The organism is Microbacterium galbinum, assembly GCF_023101185.1.
Classification (GTDB): Bacteria; Actinomycetota; Actinomycetes; order Actinomycetales; family Microbacteriaceae; genus Microbacterium; species Microbacterium galbinum.
Map to the genome: position 1 here is coordinate 1,897,072 of NZ_CP078077.1, position 17,535 is coordinate 1,914,606.

The window sequence follows — 17,535 nt, forward strand, 5'->3', positions numbered from 1 at the left end:
CCCGCGCGCGAAAGCGCACCCCCGGATGCGGCCGTGCGGCAGGGCGAGGTCAGGTTTCGAGCGCATAGGAACCCGTGGCACGATGAGATGCCGCACCGCGGCGCGCGCAGAGGGGGCGACATGGACACGAAGGTCACGGTCATCGTGCCCACCTTCAACGAACGCGAGAACGTCGCCGAGCTCGTCGCCCGCACCGCCGCCGCGCTGACGGGGTTCGACGCCGAGATCCTCTTCGTCGACGACAGCAGCGACGACACCGCCGACGAGGTCGCGCGGGTCGCCGCGGATGCTCCGTTGCCCGTGCGCGTGATCCATCGGGTCGAGAACACGGGTGGGCTCGGCGGTGCCGTCGTGGTCGGCCTGGAGGCCGCGGCATCCGATCTCTGCATCGTCATGGACGGCGACCTGCAGCATCCTCCCGAGCTCCTGCCCGTCCTGCTCGCCCGGCAGGCCGAGGGCGATGCCGATGTCGTCGCCGCCTCGCGCTACATCGGTGGCGGCGACACGAGTGGGCTCGGCACCGCGGTGCGCTTCGGCGTCTCGCGCGCGGCCACCTGGCTGACGCGGGCCATGTTCCCGATCCGCCTCGCCCGCAGCACCGACCCGATGACCGGGTTCTTCCTCGTCGACCGGAGTCGCCTCGACCTCTCGACGCTCCAGCCGCAGGGCTTCAAGATCCTGCTCGAGATCCTCGCGCGCACCGATCTGCGCATCGCCGAGGTGCCGATGGAATTCGCGGAGCGGCGCCACGGCACCTCCAAGGCGAGCCTGCGCCAGGGCGGCACGTTCATCGCGCATCTCGCTCGACTGCGCTTCGGCAAGATGTCGCTGTTCGCCCTGATCGGCGCGGTGGGCGCCGTCGCGAACCTCGCCATCATGTGGCTGCTGACGGCGGCCGGCGTGCCGTACATCTGGGCGGCGATCATCGGGGCGGTCGTCACGATCGTCGGCAACTTCCTGCTGCAGGAGCGGTTCGTCTTCGCCGACATGCGCACGAATGCCCGCGGCGTGTGGCAGCGTTTCGCGGCGTCGTTCGCGTTCAACAGCATCGAGGCGGCGCTGCGCATCCCGGTGATGGCGCTGATGGTCGAGACCTGGCACATCTCGAGCGTCCTCGCGACGGGGCTCTCGCTGATCGTCGCGTTCTTCGCGCGGTTCCTGTTCCACTCGCTGGTGGTCTACGCGCCCCGACGCCGGGGGCAGAGCGGCGAGCCGAAACCCGACACCGCCACGCTGCGCATCATCCGTGCGATCGACGAAGAGGCGATGCGTCCGGGCGAGCTCTGACCCCGCTCGCCTCGCGACGGGATGCCAGCCGCGCCACCGGGATCGCCGTGAGCGCGAAGAGCAGTGCCAGGGTGCGCGACGACGTCAGCAGCGGGCTGAAGAACGTGTCCCAGGCGCCGAGCAGCACGAGCCACACCGCGATCCCGGCGGCGGCCTTGACCGAGACGCTGCGGGCGACGGCGTAGATCGCGCACCCGATCAGCGCGACGGCGAAGATCGCCCCGACCGGGCCGAAGCGCAGCCACAGGTCGCCGACCACCGAGTGCACCTCGTACTGGCCGCCGAACATGTATCCCTCGACGTAGCCGTTGTCGGGGTCGTAGTTCAGCTCGCTCATGCCGGTCTTCGCGATCCACACGTCGTGCGAGACGGGGAGCACTCCGCTGCCGAACCCCTGCGGCCGCTCGGCGACGAGCGCGGTCGCCGCTCCGAGTTCGGGGCGTCCGCCGGCGATGAGCGACCCGGAGGTGTCGATCTGCGCCTGGGTGCGCTGCTGGGCGGCGTCGCCGAGCGCCCCCTCCAGGATCAGCGCCTGCAGCAGGCTGAAGGCTGCGAGGCTCAGCACGCCGAGCAGCACGAGAGTTTGCAACGGGCGAGGCCGCCGGGTTCCCGGCGGCATGAACATCTGCCACAGCACGATGACGGCGGCCAGCAGCAGGAACGAGGTCATCGATCGGGAGTCCGACGCCAGGCACACCACGGCGAGCGCCCCGAGCGCGAGCAGGTCGAGCCACCGCCGTCCGCTCATCGCGGTGAGCCCGAGCACGATAATGATCACGGGCACCGCGAGCGAGTACTTCCAGAGGTTCGCCGGGTTGCCGCCCGTGAGCACCACGTTCGCCAGCGCCCCGACGCCGAACGCCACGGCGGTGCCACCGAGACCGATCTGCGTGCGCGCCCACAGCAGCACTCCGATACCGCCGGCGAGCGAGAGCAACGTGAAGGTCTGCTCGAGCAGCAGGCTCGTCGACACCGGGCGCATGGTCTCGAACAGCGTGAGCACCCCGCCCCACACGGCGGCGATCGCGGCGAGGGCGAGCAGCAGGCGTGCGAAGCGGAACCTCGCCAGCACGTGCCACCACACCGGCAGCAGCACGACGGCGGCGATCAGCGAGAGGCTCACGCCCGGCCCGAACTGGTACCGGACCGCGGTCGCCGCCGCAGCGGCCGCCGCGACGATCGAGGTGGTCGTGTACTGCTCGGCGCGCCCCATTCCGGGTGTGCCGATCAGCGCAGGTCTCCGCGGAACACGGCGACCTTGGCGCCGAACAGGTAGTCCACGGTCAGGGTGACGTCGTCGCGGTCGGCCTCGGGCACCGAGAACAGGTAGGTGCCCTCAGCGGAGTCGCCGGGTTCCACGGTGCCCTCGAACGGTGCGCCGCCGGGCTGCGTCAGCGTGCCGGCCGGTGCACGATCCTCGCCGATGTAGGCGTTGACCGCCACGTACTCGAGGTCGAGTGGCTCGTCGCCGGTGTTCGTGATGCGCACGGTCGCGCGGATCGCGGGACCCGAGGTCTCGCCCGCGAGAGTGGCCTGACCGTCGACGGCCTGCAGCGACGACAGCGAGATCTCGATGCCCTCCTCGGTGACGATCGTCTGGTCGGGGGCGACCGGGCTCAGTTCGGCGAAGGGCTCATCGGTCGCGCCGGCCGCGGGCGTCGGCGTCTGCGTCGGTCGCGGGGCATCGGGATCGACGATGTCGCGCGGAGGAGTGGTGGGAGTGGCGGATGCCGAAGGCTCGGTGCTCGGCGTTCCGGCGAGCAGCGGCGGCACGAAGATCGCGCCCAGGACCGCGAGCGCGATCACCACGACCAGTGCCGACAGTGTGATCCACACGCGCCGACGATTCGGCTGCGTCTCTTCGGTTGCGTCCATCGCAGACCCCCTGCTCCCCGTGTCTCCCCATCCGGCGCCGCAGTGGCGGCGGCCGGTGATGAGAGTTTAGACCGCGGGCCCGCGCTGCGAACCAGCCTGTGCAAGAAGTCGTCGTCCGTCGCGCACACCGCGCCAGGCCGCGCGCAGCGGAGCGATCGGGCGGAGGAACTGCCGGCGTCCCCCGCGCAGCAGAACCTGGCGCGCATTGCTCCAGGCGGTGCGCGACCAGGCCTCGGCATCCGCGGCGTCGAGCAGCAGACCCGCGAAGAGCAGCCGGTTGCGGATGTTGTAGTAGTAGTACAGCTCGGACTTCGCCTCCGGTCGCTGGGCGCTCGCGCGATGCGTACCGCCCTCGTCGTGCACCGCCAGAGCGTCGTCGACGACGAGCAGGCGCGCTCCCGCGCGGGCGGCGCGCACCGAGATGTCGACGTCCTCCCAGTACAGGAAGTACGCGTCGTCGAAGCCGCCCGTGAGGTCCCAGGCCTCGTGTGTGAACCACAGGCAGGCTCCGCTGAGCCAGGGCAGGCGTCGGGCGTCCGGGTGCTCGCGGCGGCGACGCGGCCCGCCCATCGATCCGTCGCCGAGGTACACGTCCATGCCGGCGAACCACACCCGGCCCGCGGCGTCCTCGACGCGCGGCGAGGCGACGCTGGGCCCCTCCGCGGTCGCCGCGGACAGGGCGGCGACGGAGCGACCGTCGATCCGGGCATCCGGATTCAGGAGCAGGATGTCGGTGACCCCGAGCTCGTCGAACGCCACGGCGGCACCGGCGTTCACTCCGCCGCCGAACCCCGCGTTGTCGTCCATCGGCACGAGTCGCCACCCGTTCGCGACGCTCAGCGCCTCGACGCGTGCGCGCTCCTCCGGGGTCGAGCGGTTGTCGACGACGACGATCCGCGCGTCCGGCACCGCCGCGGCCGTCGCGGTCAGGTTCTCCGCGAGAAGACCCGCCGAGGCGTAGTTGACGACGATGATCCCCAGCATCCGTCGTTCGTCCATTCGTGCATCCTCCCCGTCGTCACGAAACCCACGGACCCGTGCGAGGGCACCTGTGGCTATAGTGAAGGCTACATTTGACGCCACCTGGGGAGATGTCGTGTCAGAGATTCGTGGGGCGATGCTGCGTCTGAAACAGGCGCAGAAATCATCGAAGGGCGCGGCGGCATACTCGCGCTACGTGAACCGGCCCTTGGGGCGCCCGCTCGCGGCGACGGCCTACGCGTGGGGGATGACCCCGTCGCAGGTCACCATCGTGAGCGCGCTGTGCACCCTGAGCGGGGTGGCGCTGATCGCGCTGCTCGCGCCGACCGTCTGGTCGTCGGTGCTGGTGGCGGCGCTGCTCGTGCTCGGCTACGCGCTCGACTCGGCCGACGGGCAGCTCGCGCGGCTCACCGGAACGGGCTCGCTCGCGGGGGAGTGGCTCGACCACTTCTTCGATTCGCTCAAGCTCGCGACGATCCATCTCGCCGTGCTCGTGTGCTGGTTCCGGTTCTACGATCTCGACGACCTGTGGCTTCTCGTACCGCTGGCGTTCGCCGCGATCGCGAACACGTTCTTCTTCGGCATCATCGCCGCCGACTTCCTGCGGCGCATCCACCGGCTTCAGTCCCCGGCCGAGACCGAGGAGGCGCCGCGCGAGGCCTGGCGCTCCGGCTCGCTGTACTCGCTCGCGGTGATCCCCAGCGACTACGGATTCCTCTGCCTCGCCTTCGTGCTGCTGTGGTGGCAGCAGGGCTTCGTGGTGATCTACACGGCGCTCGCCGCGATCAATGCGCTGCTCCTGCTGCTCGCCGCACTGCGCTGGTACCGCTCGATCAAGGGCCTGCAGGCCGATGGCTGAGCGCCCGGGGCCCGTGCGCGTCATGCAGTCCTTCGGGGCGCCGCGAGTGACGACCAACCCCTACATCACGATGCTCGATCGGGCACTCGCCGACTCCGACGAGGTCGATCACCTCCGCTTCTCCTGGCGCGGCGCGATCCTCGGCCGCTACGACGTCTTCCACTGGCACTGGCCCGAGGTGAAGCTGCACGGCGGGAGTGCCGTGTCGTCGGTGGGCAAGTACGTGCTGACCGCGCTGCTGTCGCTCCGGCATTCGCTCTCCCGGCGGATCGCCGTCGTGCGCACCGTGCACAACCTCGAGCTTCCCGACGACAACGCCGCCCGGCTGTGGCTGCTGCGACGCATCGAGCACCAGGCCGATCACCGGATCGTCCTGAACGAGACCACGCTGCTGCCGGAGGGCACCGCGCGCTCGGTCATCCTGCACGGGCACTATCGCGACTGGTACGCGCCGCAGCCCCGCGCCGACCGGGTGCGCGGGCGCCTCGGAACCTTCGGCGGCGTGCGCCGGTACAAGGGCGTCTCGGGATTCGTGGATGCCTACGCCGAGGCCCGCGGAGATGATCGCGAGCTCAGCATGACGATCGGCGGCAAGGCCTCGACGCAGGAGTTGGCCGACGATCTGCGCGCGCAGGTCGAGGGGCTGCCCGGGGTGACGCTGCAGCTCGCGTTCCTCAGTGATGCCGAGCTGGTCGAGCTGGTCACGGCATCCGAACTGGTCGTGCTCGCCTATCGCTTCATGCACAACTCCGGCAGCGTGCTCGCGGCCCTGTCGCTCGACCGGCCGGTGCTCGTGCCGCGCAACGAGCCGAACGAGGCGCTCGCCGCCGAGGTGGGCGCGGAGTGGGTGCAGATGTACGAGGGCGAGGTCGACGGCCGCGCGCTGCTCGAGGCGCTGCGCGCGGTGCGGCGGATCGAGGCCGAGCGGCCGGATCTCTCGCGCCGGGAATGGGCGGATGCCGGGGCCTCGCACGCGGCCGCCTACCGGGCGGCGCTGCGCAGCCGCTGGCTCGGCGCGAAGCCCCGGGGGGTGGACGCGTGATCCGCGAGGCGGCGTTCCGCCTGAAGACCGCGATCGGCGGACGGTCGAGCATGGAGGCCTACCGGGCGTTCCTGCAGATGGACGCGCTCGCACCCGAGGAGATCGCCGACATCAGTGCGCGTCGGTCGGCGGAGCACGCGCGGTTCGCCTTCGCGCACAGCCCCTTCTATCGCGACCTCTACTCGTCGCACGGGTTCTCCGACGACGACCTGCGCGACCCCGCATCGTTCTCGTCGCTGCCGATCGTCGGCAAGGCCATGCTGCGCGAGAACTTCGACGGCATCCGTACCGATGAGGCCGACCAGCGCACCAGTGTGGTGTCGAAGACGGGCGGCAGCACGGGGCTGCCGCTGCATCTGCTGCGCGATCTGCGCTTCCCGGCGCGGGCGCTCGAGTGGCGGCTGTTCGAGTGGTGGGGCGTGACGCCGTGGGACGACCGCGGCATCGTCACCCGGCACGTGCTCGCGGGAGCCGCGCGGCTGCGGCACGATCTCGGGTGGTTGCCCTCGCGGCGCGTGCAGTTGGACGCCTTCCAGATCACGGATGAGGCGGTGACGCAGTTCGCCCGCGAATGGAACCGCGTGAAGCCACGGTTCCTCATCGGCTACGGCGGCGGGGTGCTCGACACCGTGCGCCGCCTGCGGCGTCTGGGTCTGGAGGTGCATCCGCCTCGTGCGATCGCGGTGACCGCGGCTCCGCTCACCCCCGGCACGCGCGCCGAGATCGAGACGGCCTTCGGCGCCCCCTGCTACGACCACTACCGCTCGGCCGAGATCCCCTGGATGGCGGGGGAGTGCAGCCACCAGAGCGGCTTGCACGTGTTCGCGGACGTACGGCGGATAGAGATCGTGGACGCCGCGGATGCTCCCGTGCCCGACGGCGTCGAGGGCGAGGTCGTCGTCACCGACCTGAGCAACCGGGTGTTCCCGGTGGTGCGCTACCGCCTCGGCGACATCAGCAGCTACCTGCCCGGCACCTGCGCCTGCGGGCGCGGCCTGCCGAGACTGGGCGCGATCTCCGGTCGGTCGTCGGATGCCGTGCGCCTGCCCGACGGCACGACGATCGCGGGTGCGCTCGGCCACATCTTCGACGATGCGCCGCTGTCGATCCGGCAGTTCGAGATCGTGCAGGAGGCCGACTACGCCGTCACCCTCCGCTGCATCCCGAGCGATGCGCCGGATGCGCAGGCCGGGATCGACGCGGCCGCCGCGAAGCTGCGCTTCGCCACCAAGGGCCTGGTTCCGGTGACGGTGGAGCGGGTCGAGAGCATCCCGCAGGTGGGCGGCAAGATGCGTTTCATCCGCAGCGCAGCGCCGGTCCCTCCGGCCTGATTCCGGCCCGTCGGGCTTCCGATATATTTCAGTTCCGCAACGATCTTCCAGTAGGCGTGTGTACACTGACCCCTGGCCGCCGCCCTCCGGGTAGGCGGTGCGTACCGATACTGCACACCATCTCGCCCGGAGGGGGCAAGTTGGAGGGGCGCGGTGTACGCGGGCTGAAACCCCTAGGAGAACCCTGTTGCGTCTTCGACGTCACCATCACCGTCCCGATCCCTCCCCTCGTCTGGCGACCGCCGGTGCCACCGCTGCGGTCGCAGCCGTGACGCTGCTGCTCGGCCTGGTCGGCGCTCCCGCCTCGGCGGCTGAGACCCCGGCACCCGAGCCGACGACGACCGAGACCCCGGCCCCGTCCCCGGAGCCGCAGCCGAGCGCGAGCGAGGTGCCGGCCCCCGATCCGGCGTCACCCGATCCCGCCCCCGGCGATTCCCCGGCCACGGATGCTCCCGCGCCCGAAACCCGCAGCGCGGCGGCAGCGGCACCGACCGTGCTGCTCGCCGACGACTTCGAGCGCACCTCGCCCGCGGGGTGGGGCAGCTCCGACAACGGGCTGGCCTACACCTCGTGGTCGTCGCGTGCGGGTGTCGCGAGCGTCGCCGACGGCGCGGCGACCATCGCGCTGAAGCCCGGCGAATCCGCCTATCTCACCCCTCGCGCCGTCCAGGCGAAGGACGTGCGGCTCTCCGCCGACGTGCGCCTGTCGTCGACGGGCGGGCGGGGCTACTACGCCTACACGACCCGCGTGCAGAGCGACGGCGCCTCGTACCGTGTGCGCCTGCTCACCGACGCGAAGGGGCAGGTGCAGCTCTCGGTGCTGCGCACCCAGGGCGGCAAGGACACCGAGCTGAAGTCGGCGTCGGTGCCGTTGAGCATCCTCGGTGATTCCTGGTACACGTTCGACGCGACCGTCACCGGAACGGATGCCGTCAGTTTCGAGGCCCGCCTCACGCCGAAGGGCACCACTCCCGGTGCACCGCAGCTGACCGTCACCGATTCCTCGTCGAGCAAGATCGGCGGAGCTGGCGGATTCGCGCTGTGGGGCTATGCCTCCAGCAGCGGCGCCTCGGCATCGGCGCTGCAGATCGATGCCCTCGAGGCCACGGTCGCCACGGGGCCGTTGAGCAGCGAGGTCGTGACCGATCCGGAGCCCGAGCCCCAGCCGGAACCGCAGCCGGAGCCCGAACCCCAGCCCGAGCCGGAACCGCAGCCCGAGCCCCAGCCCGAGCCGGAGCCGCAGCCCCAGCCGGGCACCGGTCTCGAGGCCCGCGGTTCCGCCCCGGTCGGCACCGCGTCGTACGCCGTGCCGCAGGGGGCCGTATTCGTCAACGGTTCGTCGACGTCGCAGACCCAGAACGGCAGCGCGGCGGCGCCGTACCGCAGCGTGCAGAAGGCGGTCGACTCCTCTCCCGCCGGCTCGACGATCGTCGTGCGCGCCGGTGAGTACCACGAGTCCGTCGAGGTGCCCTTCAACAAGACCATGACCATCCAGGCCTACCCGGGCGAGGCGGTCTGGTTCGACGGATCGACCCGGGTGACGTCCTGGACGAAGTCCGGATCATCGTGGGTGAGCGGCGGATGGACCGCGGAGTTCGACGACGACATGCTCAACGGCAACGCGAGCTGGTTCGTCGACCCGAACTACCCCATGGCCAACCACCCCGACATGCTGTTCATCGACGGGGTGGCGCAGAAGCAGGTGGCCTCGGCATCCCAGGTCACAGCCGGCACCTTCGCGGTCGATTACGCAGCCGACCGACTGATCCTCGGTACCGACCCGAGCGGTAAGCAGGTGCGGGCCAGCGATCTCGGGCAGGCGTTCAACGTGCGCTCCGCGAACTCGCAGCTCAAGGGCCTCGGCGTCCGCCGCTACGCGACCTCGTACGACGTGCTCGGCACCATCCGCATGCACAACGTCGGGGTCACGCTTCGCGATCTGGTCATCGAGGACAACGCCACGATCGGACTCTTCGTGGGCAACGACCGCGCCACGGTCGACAACCTCACGATCCGCCGCAACGGTCTGCTCGGCATGTCGTTGACCACGGCGTACGACTCGACCGTGTCGGACTCGCTCATCACCGACAACAACAACGAGCGCTTCAACGGCTCGCCCGTCGCCGGTGGTATCAAGGTCACGCGCTCCCGCGGGGTCGACATGACCAACGTCGACACGAGCCGCAACGTCGGCAGCGGAACCTGGTTCGACGAGTCCTGCTACGACGTGAACATCGTCGACGTCACGTCGAACGACAACACCGAGATCGGCATCCACGCCGAGCTCTCATCGAAGGTCACGATCGCCCGCAGCCAGACGTTCGACAACAAGGAGGGCATCCGGATCTTCGATTCGGAGGGCGTGCTCATCACCAACAACGACCTCGGCAACAACTCCCGGCACGACATCAACCTCATGCAGGACGAGCGACGTCAGGCCACCCACAAGGTCGGACGCGACCCGCGCGTGACCGGTGCCGACCCGACGGTGACGTGGATCACCCGCAACATCACGATCCGCAACAACGTGTTCGGCGCGGGCGGTCCGCGGGCGATCTTCGCTCACGACACCCAGACCGGGCGAGCCGTCGACACGTGGAACCTCACGATCGATGGAAACCTCTTCAGCAGTTCGAAGGGCGGACCGTCGATGGTCACCTGGGGTGGCTCGGGCAACGTCTACGAGACGTTCTCGACGCCGCTCGCGCTCGCCTCGGCGAAGAACACCGGATGGCGCAACGCGATGACCACCACCGCCGAGCCCTTCTCGGGCATGGCCGACGAGATCGCCGCCAACAGCGGCATCGCGCGTCCGCTCACCGGCGCGGCTGCGACCCTTCTCGGGGTCGGCAGCGGCACCGTGCTGCTGGGCAGCGGCCGCTGACACCCACCCCCACCGAATCCGCCCGCCGCGTCCGTGATGCGGCGGGCGGATGGGTGGCGGGGGCGCGCCGAGCGGCCGTGCCGTGCAGAATGGTCGGGTGACAGCCGACACCCGCCGCCCGCATCTGCTCGTGCACGCCGGGTGGGAACTGTTCGGTTCCGACCGGATGCTCCTCGAGAGCGCACGGGGTCTGCGCGAGGCGGGCGAGCGGGTCGTCGTCGCGCTTCCCGCGGCGGGGCCGCTGGTCGGCGAGCTCCAGGCCGCCGGCGTCGAGGTCCTGATCCCGCCGACCTTCGCGTTGCGCAAGTCGGCTCTCCGCCCGCGCAACTGGCTGCGCTCCCTGCGCGATGCCATCCGCGGGTTCGTCGCCGCCGTCATGATCACCCGTCGCCTGCGACCTCGGACGCTGTACGTGAGCACGATCGTGCTGCCGCTCTGGCCCCTCGTCGGCCGCCTGCTGCGCGTGCCGACCGTGACGCACGTGCACGAGGCCGAGGCATCCGCCGCCCGCATCATCAACACGGTGCTCTATGCGCCGCACCTCGCCGCGCACCGCATCATCGTGAACAGCGAGTTCACGATGCGCACGGTGGGCTCGGTGATCCCGGCGCTCGGTCGTCGCGCGACGCTCATCCCCAACGGGGTCGACTCCCCGGACTCGGTGCCCGAGCCGCGCGCGGTGATCGATCGCCTGCGCATCGCCTACGTCGGTCGCATCTCCCACCGCAAAGGCCCCGACGTGGCCGTCGAGGCGGTCGCTCTCCTCGGCGACACGGGGATCGAGGCGGAGCTCGATCTCATCGGGGCCGTCTTCGAGGGCAACGAGGCGTACGACGAGACCCTGCGGCGTCGCACCGACGAGCTGGGCGTCGCGCATCTCGTGCAGCACCACGGCTTCCGGTCCGACGTGTGGCCGGCGCTCGGAGCGGCCGACGTGCTGGTGGTGCCTTCCCGCCAGGACGAGTCCTTCGGCAACACGGCTGTGGAGGGTGTCCTCGCCGGGCGCCCCGTCGTGGCGAGCGAGATCCCCGGACTGCGCGAGGCGGTCGGCGCGTACGGCTCGGCCGCGTTCGTCGCGCCGGGCGATGCGTCGGCGCTGGCGGATGCTCTCGCCCGCGTCGTCGCGGACTGGTCGGCGCTCCGCGTGACGGCGCTCGCCGATCGTGACCGGGCGAAGGAGCGCTTCGCCCCGGAGGTGTACCGGGCGACGATCGCGGCCTTCCTCAGCGACCTCGCACGGGGTCGCTGAGATCGAGGGCGCTGAGATCGGGGTCGCTGAGGTCGAGGGCGCAGGGGTCCGAGACCGCTGACGTCAGCGCGAACCCGCCGCGGAGTCGAGGAAAGCCGCAGCCTGACGCAGGAACTGCCCGACCTCGGCCGACGTCGAGGTCAGCATCGCGCGGTGCTCGCGCGCCGAGTCGTGGTGCGCGTCGGCGATGTCCAACGGGTTCCGGCGGCGGCGACCGAACAGCGTGCGGTTCGTCTTCGGCGGTGCGGTGAAGCCGCGACGGGCGTGGAGCGCCTCGGCGTATCGTGCCAGGCCCGTGGTGCTCGCGGCATCCGCATCGAATTCGGCGATGATCTCGAACTCACGGGCATCGACGGGCTCGGCCCCGAGGTGGATCGCTTCGCGCAGGGTGAATGCGCGGGAACGGGCCTCGGGCGCGGCGGCGGCGACCGCCGAGCGCTCGGCGCGACTGGCGGTGAGGATCAGATCGGCGGCCCGCAGCGCCTCGGCGTCGATCGCCTCCGAGCGGTGGCCGGCGGCGAGGATCGGCGTCTCGGCATCGCCGGAGGCCTCGGCGATCTCGGCCGAGGTCACGCACATGCGATTGCCCGCGGTCCCCACGCGGGTACCCGCGCTCGAGATCTGCCACCCGGCCGCATCGCCCTGCGCGCGGAGCACCAGCTCCATCAGCGGCGACCGGCAGATGTTCGCCTCGCAGACAAAGATCAGTCTGTGCGTCACGTGTTCCCCCGTCGTGCCCCGCAGAGATCTCTGCGGTCCGATCCTCCAACATAGGTGATAATGGTCGCGGGGAAGGCACCGTGCGAGACACTGAGGCACGTCGAGGTGCCGAGGGGATACGGGGACACATGACACTGCAGGACTATTTCCAGTCGCTCAGGAGCCACTGGATCGTGATCGTCGTGCTGATGGTGCTCGGCGCGGGTTCCGCGTACGGCTACTCGCAGTTCATCGACCCCGAGTACCGGGCCGAGTCGCAGGTGATCGTGATCCCGACCCGGGGCGAGAACACCAGCGAGCTGGTGCAGGGGTCGAACTACGTGCAGAGCCTGGTGCAGACCTACACGCTCCTCGTGAAGTCGCCGACCGTGCTCGACCCGGTGATCGACGACCTCGGGCTCGACGAGACCGCCAACCGTCTGGCGCGACGGGTCGACGTCAACGTGCCCCTGAACACCGTCGTCATCGAGATCGGGGTGACGGATGCCAGTGGCGAGAGCGCGGCCGAGACCGCGAACGCGATCGCCCAGGAGCTCGCGACGGCCGTCGAGGGCGTCTCTCCGGTCAGTGCCGACGGCGAGCCCGCCGTGCGCGTCGACACGATCTCCGCCGCACGCACTCCGACGGTTCCGATCTCCCCGAACACCCGTCTGAACGTGATGGTGGGTGCCGTCGCCGGAATCGCGCTCGGTGTCGTCTTCGCGCTGCTCCGACGGCTTCTGGCCACCCGCATCACGACCGCGCGCACGCTGAGCGACGCCACCGAGGTCGCCCTCCTCGGCGAGATCCCCGAAGCATCCGACACCCACACGATCGCCCGCATCATCCGCTCGCAGCCCGACGGCCGCGTCGCCGAGGCGATGCGGCAGGTCGCCGCGAGCCTCAAGTTCGTCGACGTCGACAAGAACCGTCGCGTCATCCTCGTCACCTCGTGCTCGGCGCAGGAGGGCAAGTCGTCGGTGAGCCTCGGACTCGCCCTGACCCTCGCCGAGGGAGGGCGCTCGGTGCTGTTCATCGAGGCAGACCTGCGCCGCCCGAGCACCGCCCGCTACACCCAGCTCGAGGGCTCGATCGGCCTGACCACCGTGCTGATCGGCGATGTGGAGCTCGCCGACGCCGTGCAGCGGTGGGGTCGACCCGGACTCGACATCCTCACCGCCGGAGCGCAGCCCCCGAACCCGGGCCAGCTGCTGTCGAGCGGCGGACTGCACCGCATCGTCGACGAGGCGCGCGATTCGTACGACTACGTCATCATCGACACCGCGCCCGTGCTGTCGGTCAGCGACGCGCTGTGGCTGTCGACGATGGCCGACGGCACCCTGTTCGTCGTGCGCTCGAACCGCACCAAGGCCGCCGATCTCACGCGCGCCCTGGGTTCGCTCGAATCGACCAGGACCCCGGTGCTCGGAATCGTGCTGAACGGTGTGCGCGGCGCGGCGAAGAGCCCGTACTACACCGACGAGCCGAGACGCGGCGTCCGCCCGCGCCTCGCCGCCCGCGCCCCGCGTTGACACCGCCATGAACTCGCTCCTGGCCCTCGGCGCTCGCGCGCTGACGATGGTCGTCTCGCTGGTCTGCGGGGTCATCACGACCCGCATGATCCTCGGCGAGACCGACATCCAGCACTACGCCCTGTACTCGCTGCTCATCACGATCCCGTCGCTGCTGACGTTCACCGACCTCGGCAGCGGCGCGGTTCTCGTGAACGCCGTCGCGACCAGTGACGACATCCGCACCGATCGCCGGCTCCGACTGCAGGTCACCTCGGTCGGCCGCATCCTGCTGATGTTCGCGACCGGACTCATGCTCATCAACACCGCGCTGCTCGTCACGGGCGGATGGCGCGCCCTGTTCGGCGACGCCGGTGCGATCCCGGGGGCGGCGCTCGCCGCCTTCCTGTGCATCACGCTGTTCAGCCTGTCGATCACCCTGGGTGTGTGGTTCCGCATCCTGCTCGGGCAGCGGCGCAACCACCTGGTGATCCTGGTGCAGGGCCTCATATCGCCGGTCACCCTCGGTGGTGTCTGGCTGATGCTCCACCTCGGCGGGCGTGATTTCGATTCGTATCTCGCGATCGCCTCGTACGGCGCCTCGCTGCTGTCGGCGATCATCGGCTTCCTGCTGGTGACGCGGTCGACGCGGCCGCTGATCCCGGATGCTCTGCGGATGCTGTTCCGGTGGCGCAGCATCCCCGGGGTGAGGGTCATGGACGTCGGCTGGCCGATGCTCGCGCAGATGATCACCTACCCGATCGCCGTCGGGTCGCAGCGTTACGTGCTCGCCCAGTTCGGCACGCCGACCGACGTGGCCGAGTACGGCGTCACGGGTCAGGTGTTCTTCGCCCTCAACGGCCTGGTGATGGCCGCGGGCGTCGCGCTGTGGCCGCAGTTCGCCCGTCTGCGGCACAGGGGTGAGCTGAAGCGCGGACCGTATCTGCTCTCGCTGCTCTTCGTCGGAGCCGTAGCGGCCGCTACCGCGTTCGTCTGGCTGATCGCACCGTGGCTGTTCGAGTTCATCACTCAGGGCGAACTCGAGGTGCGCACCTCGACGATCCTCGCCTTCGGCGCGATGATCATGCTCACCGCGGCCGTGTATCCGCTCGGGATGTTCATCATGGACAAACCCGGCATCCGCTTCCAGGTCATCCCGACCCTGGCGATGGCCGCGGTCAGCATCGTGCTCTCGCTCGTGCTGACGCCGGTGCTCGGCATCGTCGGACCGCTGCTCGGCGTGAGCTTCGCGCTGATCGTCTGCCAGGTGATCCCGTACGCGATCTACATCCACCGCCACCGGGATCGACTCCTGAAGAGCGAACCCGATACCGTGGCCGAGACCGCGGTCGACGCGGTCTAGCCGGGCCACTCCGTCTCCGCGCGGTGCGCGCGGCGCGCGAGGAGGTGGATGCTGTCGCCGGCCGCCAGGCGCCGGGCGAGGTCTTCATAGGTTGCGGCGACGTCGTCCCACGAGAACGCATCGGCCGCGCGGCGGCGGACGGCAGCGGATGCCGCGGCGACGGCTCCGGCATCCGATTCCGCCGAGTCGACCGCAGCTGCGACATCCGCCGGCGTGCGGAAGTACCAGCCCTGCTCGTCGAGCACCTCGCGGTTGAAGACCACGTCGAACGCGATCACGGCCGTGCCGGCGCCCATCGCGCGCAGCAAGGAGGGGTTCGTGCCGCCGACCGAATGGCCGTGCAGGTACGTCGAGGCGTGGTGGTAGAGCGCGTCGAGGAGGTCTTGGTCGTAGACGGCGCCGAGCAGTCGGATGCGTGGATCGGCGGCGGCGATCCGGTCGATCGCGGCCGTGTACTCCGCGGCGTAGGGCGCGGAGCCGACCACGACGAGCGGTTTCGTGGCCTGCGACATCGCATAGCCCTCGACGATCTCGCGGACGTGGTTCTCGGGTTCGAAGCGGGCGACGACCAGGTGGTAGCCCCCGGGCTCGAGACCGAGTTCGCGGATGCCGTCGGATGGAGCGTCGTCGAGCAGGGGGGCGCCGTAGCGGATCAGCTCGCTCGCGACACCGAACTGGTGGTCGTAGTAGTCGGCGATGCCGGGGGCGTCGGCGATGATCGCGTCGGCCTGACGCACCCCGAACGACTCGGCGGCGCGGTAGTACGCCTTGCCGCGCGGGCCCCACTTCGAGCGTCGCCACTCCAGCCCGTCCATGTGGAGGGCGACCGGGATGTGACGAGCGCGCAGCAGCGGGAGGAAGGGCGAGTTCGCGGCGTTGAACACGAACGCTGCATCCGGTCGGGCCTTGGTGACGGCGTGCACCGTCGACAGCGCGGTGTGGCTGAGGGTCTCCAGCGCCTTCTGACGCACCGCAGGCAGGGTCACGCGGCGCATGCCGAGGTGCACGTCGCCCGCTGTGCCGGCATCGCGCCCGTAGACCAGCACCCGATGCCCGCGTTCGACGAGGCGCCGTCCGACTTCTTCGACGGCGGTCTCGAATCCGCCGTAGGCGGCGGGGATGCCGCGCGTGCCGATGAGGGCGATGCGCAGGGACGTCGACGACGGAGCGGAGGCGGTCTGCATCGCATCAGTATGCCCGAGGCGGCCGACAACGCCGGAAGACCGCGGGCTATCCTGGGGCGGTGTCCACGCCGCCGCACGAACGCCGCCCGCTGATCTGGGGATTCCCTGCCGAGCAGTCGGTGACGCGCTGGGAGCGCCGGCACTCCGCCGGCGAGGTGCCGAGCGTATGGCCCTACGGGCTCGACGGTCTGTGCGAGTACGCGCCGGTCGCGGTGCTCGACCTCCCGGCCCCCGGACGCCTCTCGCGCCTGCGGTCGCGCGTGGGGATCGGACCCCGACCACGCGCCCAGACGGCGTTCACGTGGGACGAGAACGCGGCGTTCCGCATGCAGGTCGCGAGCCCCTACGAGCGGTTCGCCTCCGGAGTGATCTGGCTCACCGACATGATCGAGCGCGGAGCCGACACCGGTCGTCTCGTCGAGGTGCTCCGTGGCGCCGAGACGCTGTGGGTGCTCAGCGAGGCGCAGGTCGAGCCCCTGCGCGCCCTCTTCGGAAGCGCGGGGCCACGGATCGTCGCGGTGCCGTTCGGCGTCGACGCCGAGTTCTTCTCGCCCCGCCCGTACCCCGATCGCCCGCGCATCGTCAGCGTCGGCAACGACCGCGACCGCGATCCGCAGACGCTGTTCCGCGCGCTGGCGCGCGTGCACGAGCAGCGCCCGGACGTCGAGCTCATCGTCCAGTCGTCGGCGTCGACGGATGCTCCGGCCGGTGTCGAGGTCGTGCAGCGGATGAGTCATGGCGAACTGCACGAGCTCTACGCGACGGCATCCGTCATCGCCACCGCGACCCGGCCCAATCTGCACGTCTCGGGCATGACGGTGACGCTCGAGGCCTTCGCGACCGGTCGGCCGGTCGTGAATACCGACACCCCCGGAATGTCCCAGTACGTCACGGAGGAGCGCACCGGCCATCTCGTGCCGCTCGGCGACGACGAGGCCCTCGCGCGGCGGTTGATCGGCCTGATCGACGATCCGCAGCGCGCGGCGGAGATGGGGCTGGCGGGGCGTCGGGACGTCGAGGAGCGCTTCACGACGCACGAGATGTGCGCTCACCTCGCGCAGATCCTGGTCTGACCCCGGGGTGAACTTTCCGACCCGAGACGCCTGATCCGGGGTGTCGCGGAACCGGCGCGAAACTTCTTCTGGTATCCGAGGCGGTTGTGCGCTATCGTTACCGCGGATGCGTCTATGGGGGACGCGGGGGAATCCACTTCTTTTGCCGATCACTCGGCAGCCGCCTGGGGAGGCGCTATGCGAGTCCGTCGACTCGA

The 17,535-nt window shown here is 70.4% G+C and carries 14 protein-coding genes; 9 read left to right on the plus strand and 5 right to left on the minus strand.

The window, feature by feature from the left end; translation table 11 throughout:
- Positions 1 to 120 precede the first annotated feature (120 nt).
- Positions 121 to 1,287, plus strand: coding sequence for a glycosyltransferase (locus tag KV396_RS09265; protein ID WP_247955526.1), 1,167 nt, complete (start codon positions 121 to 123; stop codon positions 1,285 to 1,287).
- On the opposite strand, the gene KV396_RS09270 is transcribed toward KV396_RS09265, so the two are convergent.
- The 3 genes from KV396_RS09270 to KV396_RS09280 all read right to left on the minus strand — a co-directional run bounded on the left by KV396_RS09270 (position 1,241) and on the right by KV396_RS09280 (position 4,161).
- The gene (locus tag KV396_RS09270; RefSeq protein WP_247632964.1) at positions 1,241 to 2,500 is read right to left on the minus strand and encodes a hypothetical protein; all 1,260 of its coding nucleotides are present in this window, start codon (positions 2,498 to 2,500) and stop codon (positions 1,241 to 1,243) included. The genes KV396_RS09265 and KV396_RS09270 overlap by 47 nt on opposite strands.
- Positions 2,501 to 2,514: 14 nt before the next feature.
- Positions 2,515 to 3,162, minus strand: a complete 648-nt coding sequence (locus KV396_RS09275) for a DUF4232 domain-containing protein (RefSeq protein WP_247632963.1) — start codon at positions 3,160 to 3,162, stop codon at positions 2,515 to 2,517.
- Positions 3,163 to 3,228: 66 nt separating this feature from the next.
- Positions 3,229 to 4,161 (minus strand): glycosyltransferase family 2 protein, encoded by a 933-nt coding sequence (locus KV396_RS09280; RefSeq protein ID WP_247955527.1) that lies wholly within the window; start codon positions 4,159 to 4,161, stop codon positions 3,229 to 3,231.
- 118 nt (positions 4,162 to 4,279) lie between these two features.
- Between KV396_RS09280 and KV396_RS09285 the strand changes: the two genes are divergently transcribed.
- From KV396_RS09285 to KV396_RS09305, 5 genes are all read left to right on the plus strand, one after another.
- Complete coding sequence (locus KV396_RS09285; protein WP_247955528.1) at positions 4,280 to 5,002, plus strand: CDP-alcohol phosphatidyltransferase family protein; 723 nt, start codon at positions 4,280 to 4,282, stop codon at positions 5,000 to 5,002.
- Positions 4,995 to 6,044 (plus strand): glycosyltransferase family protein, encoded by a 1,050-nt coding sequence (locus KV396_RS09290; protein WP_247632960.1) that lies wholly within the window; start codon positions 4,995 to 4,997, stop codon positions 6,042 to 6,044. Before KV396_RS09285 ends, KV396_RS09290 begins: the two co-directional genes overlap by 8 nt.
- A complete protein-coding gene (locus tag KV396_RS09295; protein ID WP_247955529.1) occupies positions 6,041 to 7,375 on the plus strand; it encodes a phenylacetate--CoA ligase family protein in 1,335 nt (444 codons plus the stop codon). The genes KV396_RS09290 and KV396_RS09295 overlap by 4 nt, the downstream gene beginning before the upstream one ends.
- A gap of 187 nt (positions 7,376 to 7,562) precedes the next feature.
- The gene (locus tag KV396_RS09300; protein ID WP_247955530.1) at positions 7,563 to 10,259 is read left to right on the plus strand and encodes a right-handed parallel beta-helix repeat-containing protein; all 2,697 of its coding nucleotides are present in this window, start codon (positions 7,563 to 7,565) and stop codon (positions 10,257 to 10,259) included.
- Between the two features lie 97 nt (positions 10,260 to 10,356).
- On the plus strand, positions 10,357 to 11,508 hold the full coding sequence (locus tag KV396_RS09305) for a glycosyltransferase (RefSeq protein ID WP_247955531.1): 1,152 nt from the start codon (positions 10,357 to 10,359) through the stop codon (positions 11,506 to 11,508).
- Between the two features lie 63 nt (positions 11,509 to 11,571).
- On the opposite strand, the gene KV396_RS09310 is transcribed toward KV396_RS09305, so the two are convergent.
- A complete protein-coding gene (locus KV396_RS09310; RefSeq protein ID WP_247955532.1) occupies positions 11,572 to 12,228 on the minus strand; it encodes an arsenate reductase/protein-tyrosine-phosphatase family protein in 657 nt (218 codons plus the stop codon).
- Positions 12,229 to 12,356: 128 nt separating this feature from the next.
- On the opposite strand from KV396_RS09310, the gene KV396_RS09315 reads away from it, so the two are divergent.
- Both KV396_RS09315 and KV396_RS09320 read left to right on the plus strand, forming a co-directional pair.
- Positions 12,357 to 13,739 carry a polysaccharide biosynthesis tyrosine autokinase gene (locus tag KV396_RS09315; protein ID WP_247955533.1) on the plus strand — a complete coding sequence of 461 codons (1,383 nt, stop codon included), beginning with the start codon at positions 12,357 to 12,359 and terminating at the stop codon, positions 13,737 to 13,739.
- Between the two features lie 7 nt (positions 13,740 to 13,746).
- Positions 13,747 to 15,081 (plus strand): MATE family efflux transporter, encoded by a 1,335-nt coding sequence (locus KV396_RS09320; RefSeq protein ID WP_247955534.1) that lies wholly within the window; start codon positions 13,747 to 13,749, stop codon positions 15,079 to 15,081.
- Here KV396_RS09320 and KV396_RS09325 read toward each other — a convergent pair.
- The gene (locus KV396_RS09325; protein ID WP_247955535.1) at positions 15,078 to 16,265 is read right to left on the minus strand and encodes a DUF1972 domain-containing protein; all 1,188 of its coding nucleotides are present in this window, start codon (positions 16,263 to 16,265) and stop codon (positions 15,078 to 15,080) included. The two genes, KV396_RS09320 and KV396_RS09325, sit on opposite strands and share 4 nt — an antisense overlap.
- Before the next feature lie 59 nt (positions 16,266 to 16,324).
- On the opposite strand from KV396_RS09325, the gene KV396_RS09330 reads away from it, so the two are divergent.
- Positions 16,325 to 17,338: a glycosyltransferase family 4 protein gene (locus tag KV396_RS09330; protein WP_247955536.1), complete on the plus strand. Its 1,014-nt coding sequence runs from the start codon at positions 16,325 to 16,327 to the stop codon at positions 17,336 to 17,338.
- Positions 17,339 to 17,535 lie beyond the last annotated feature (197 nt).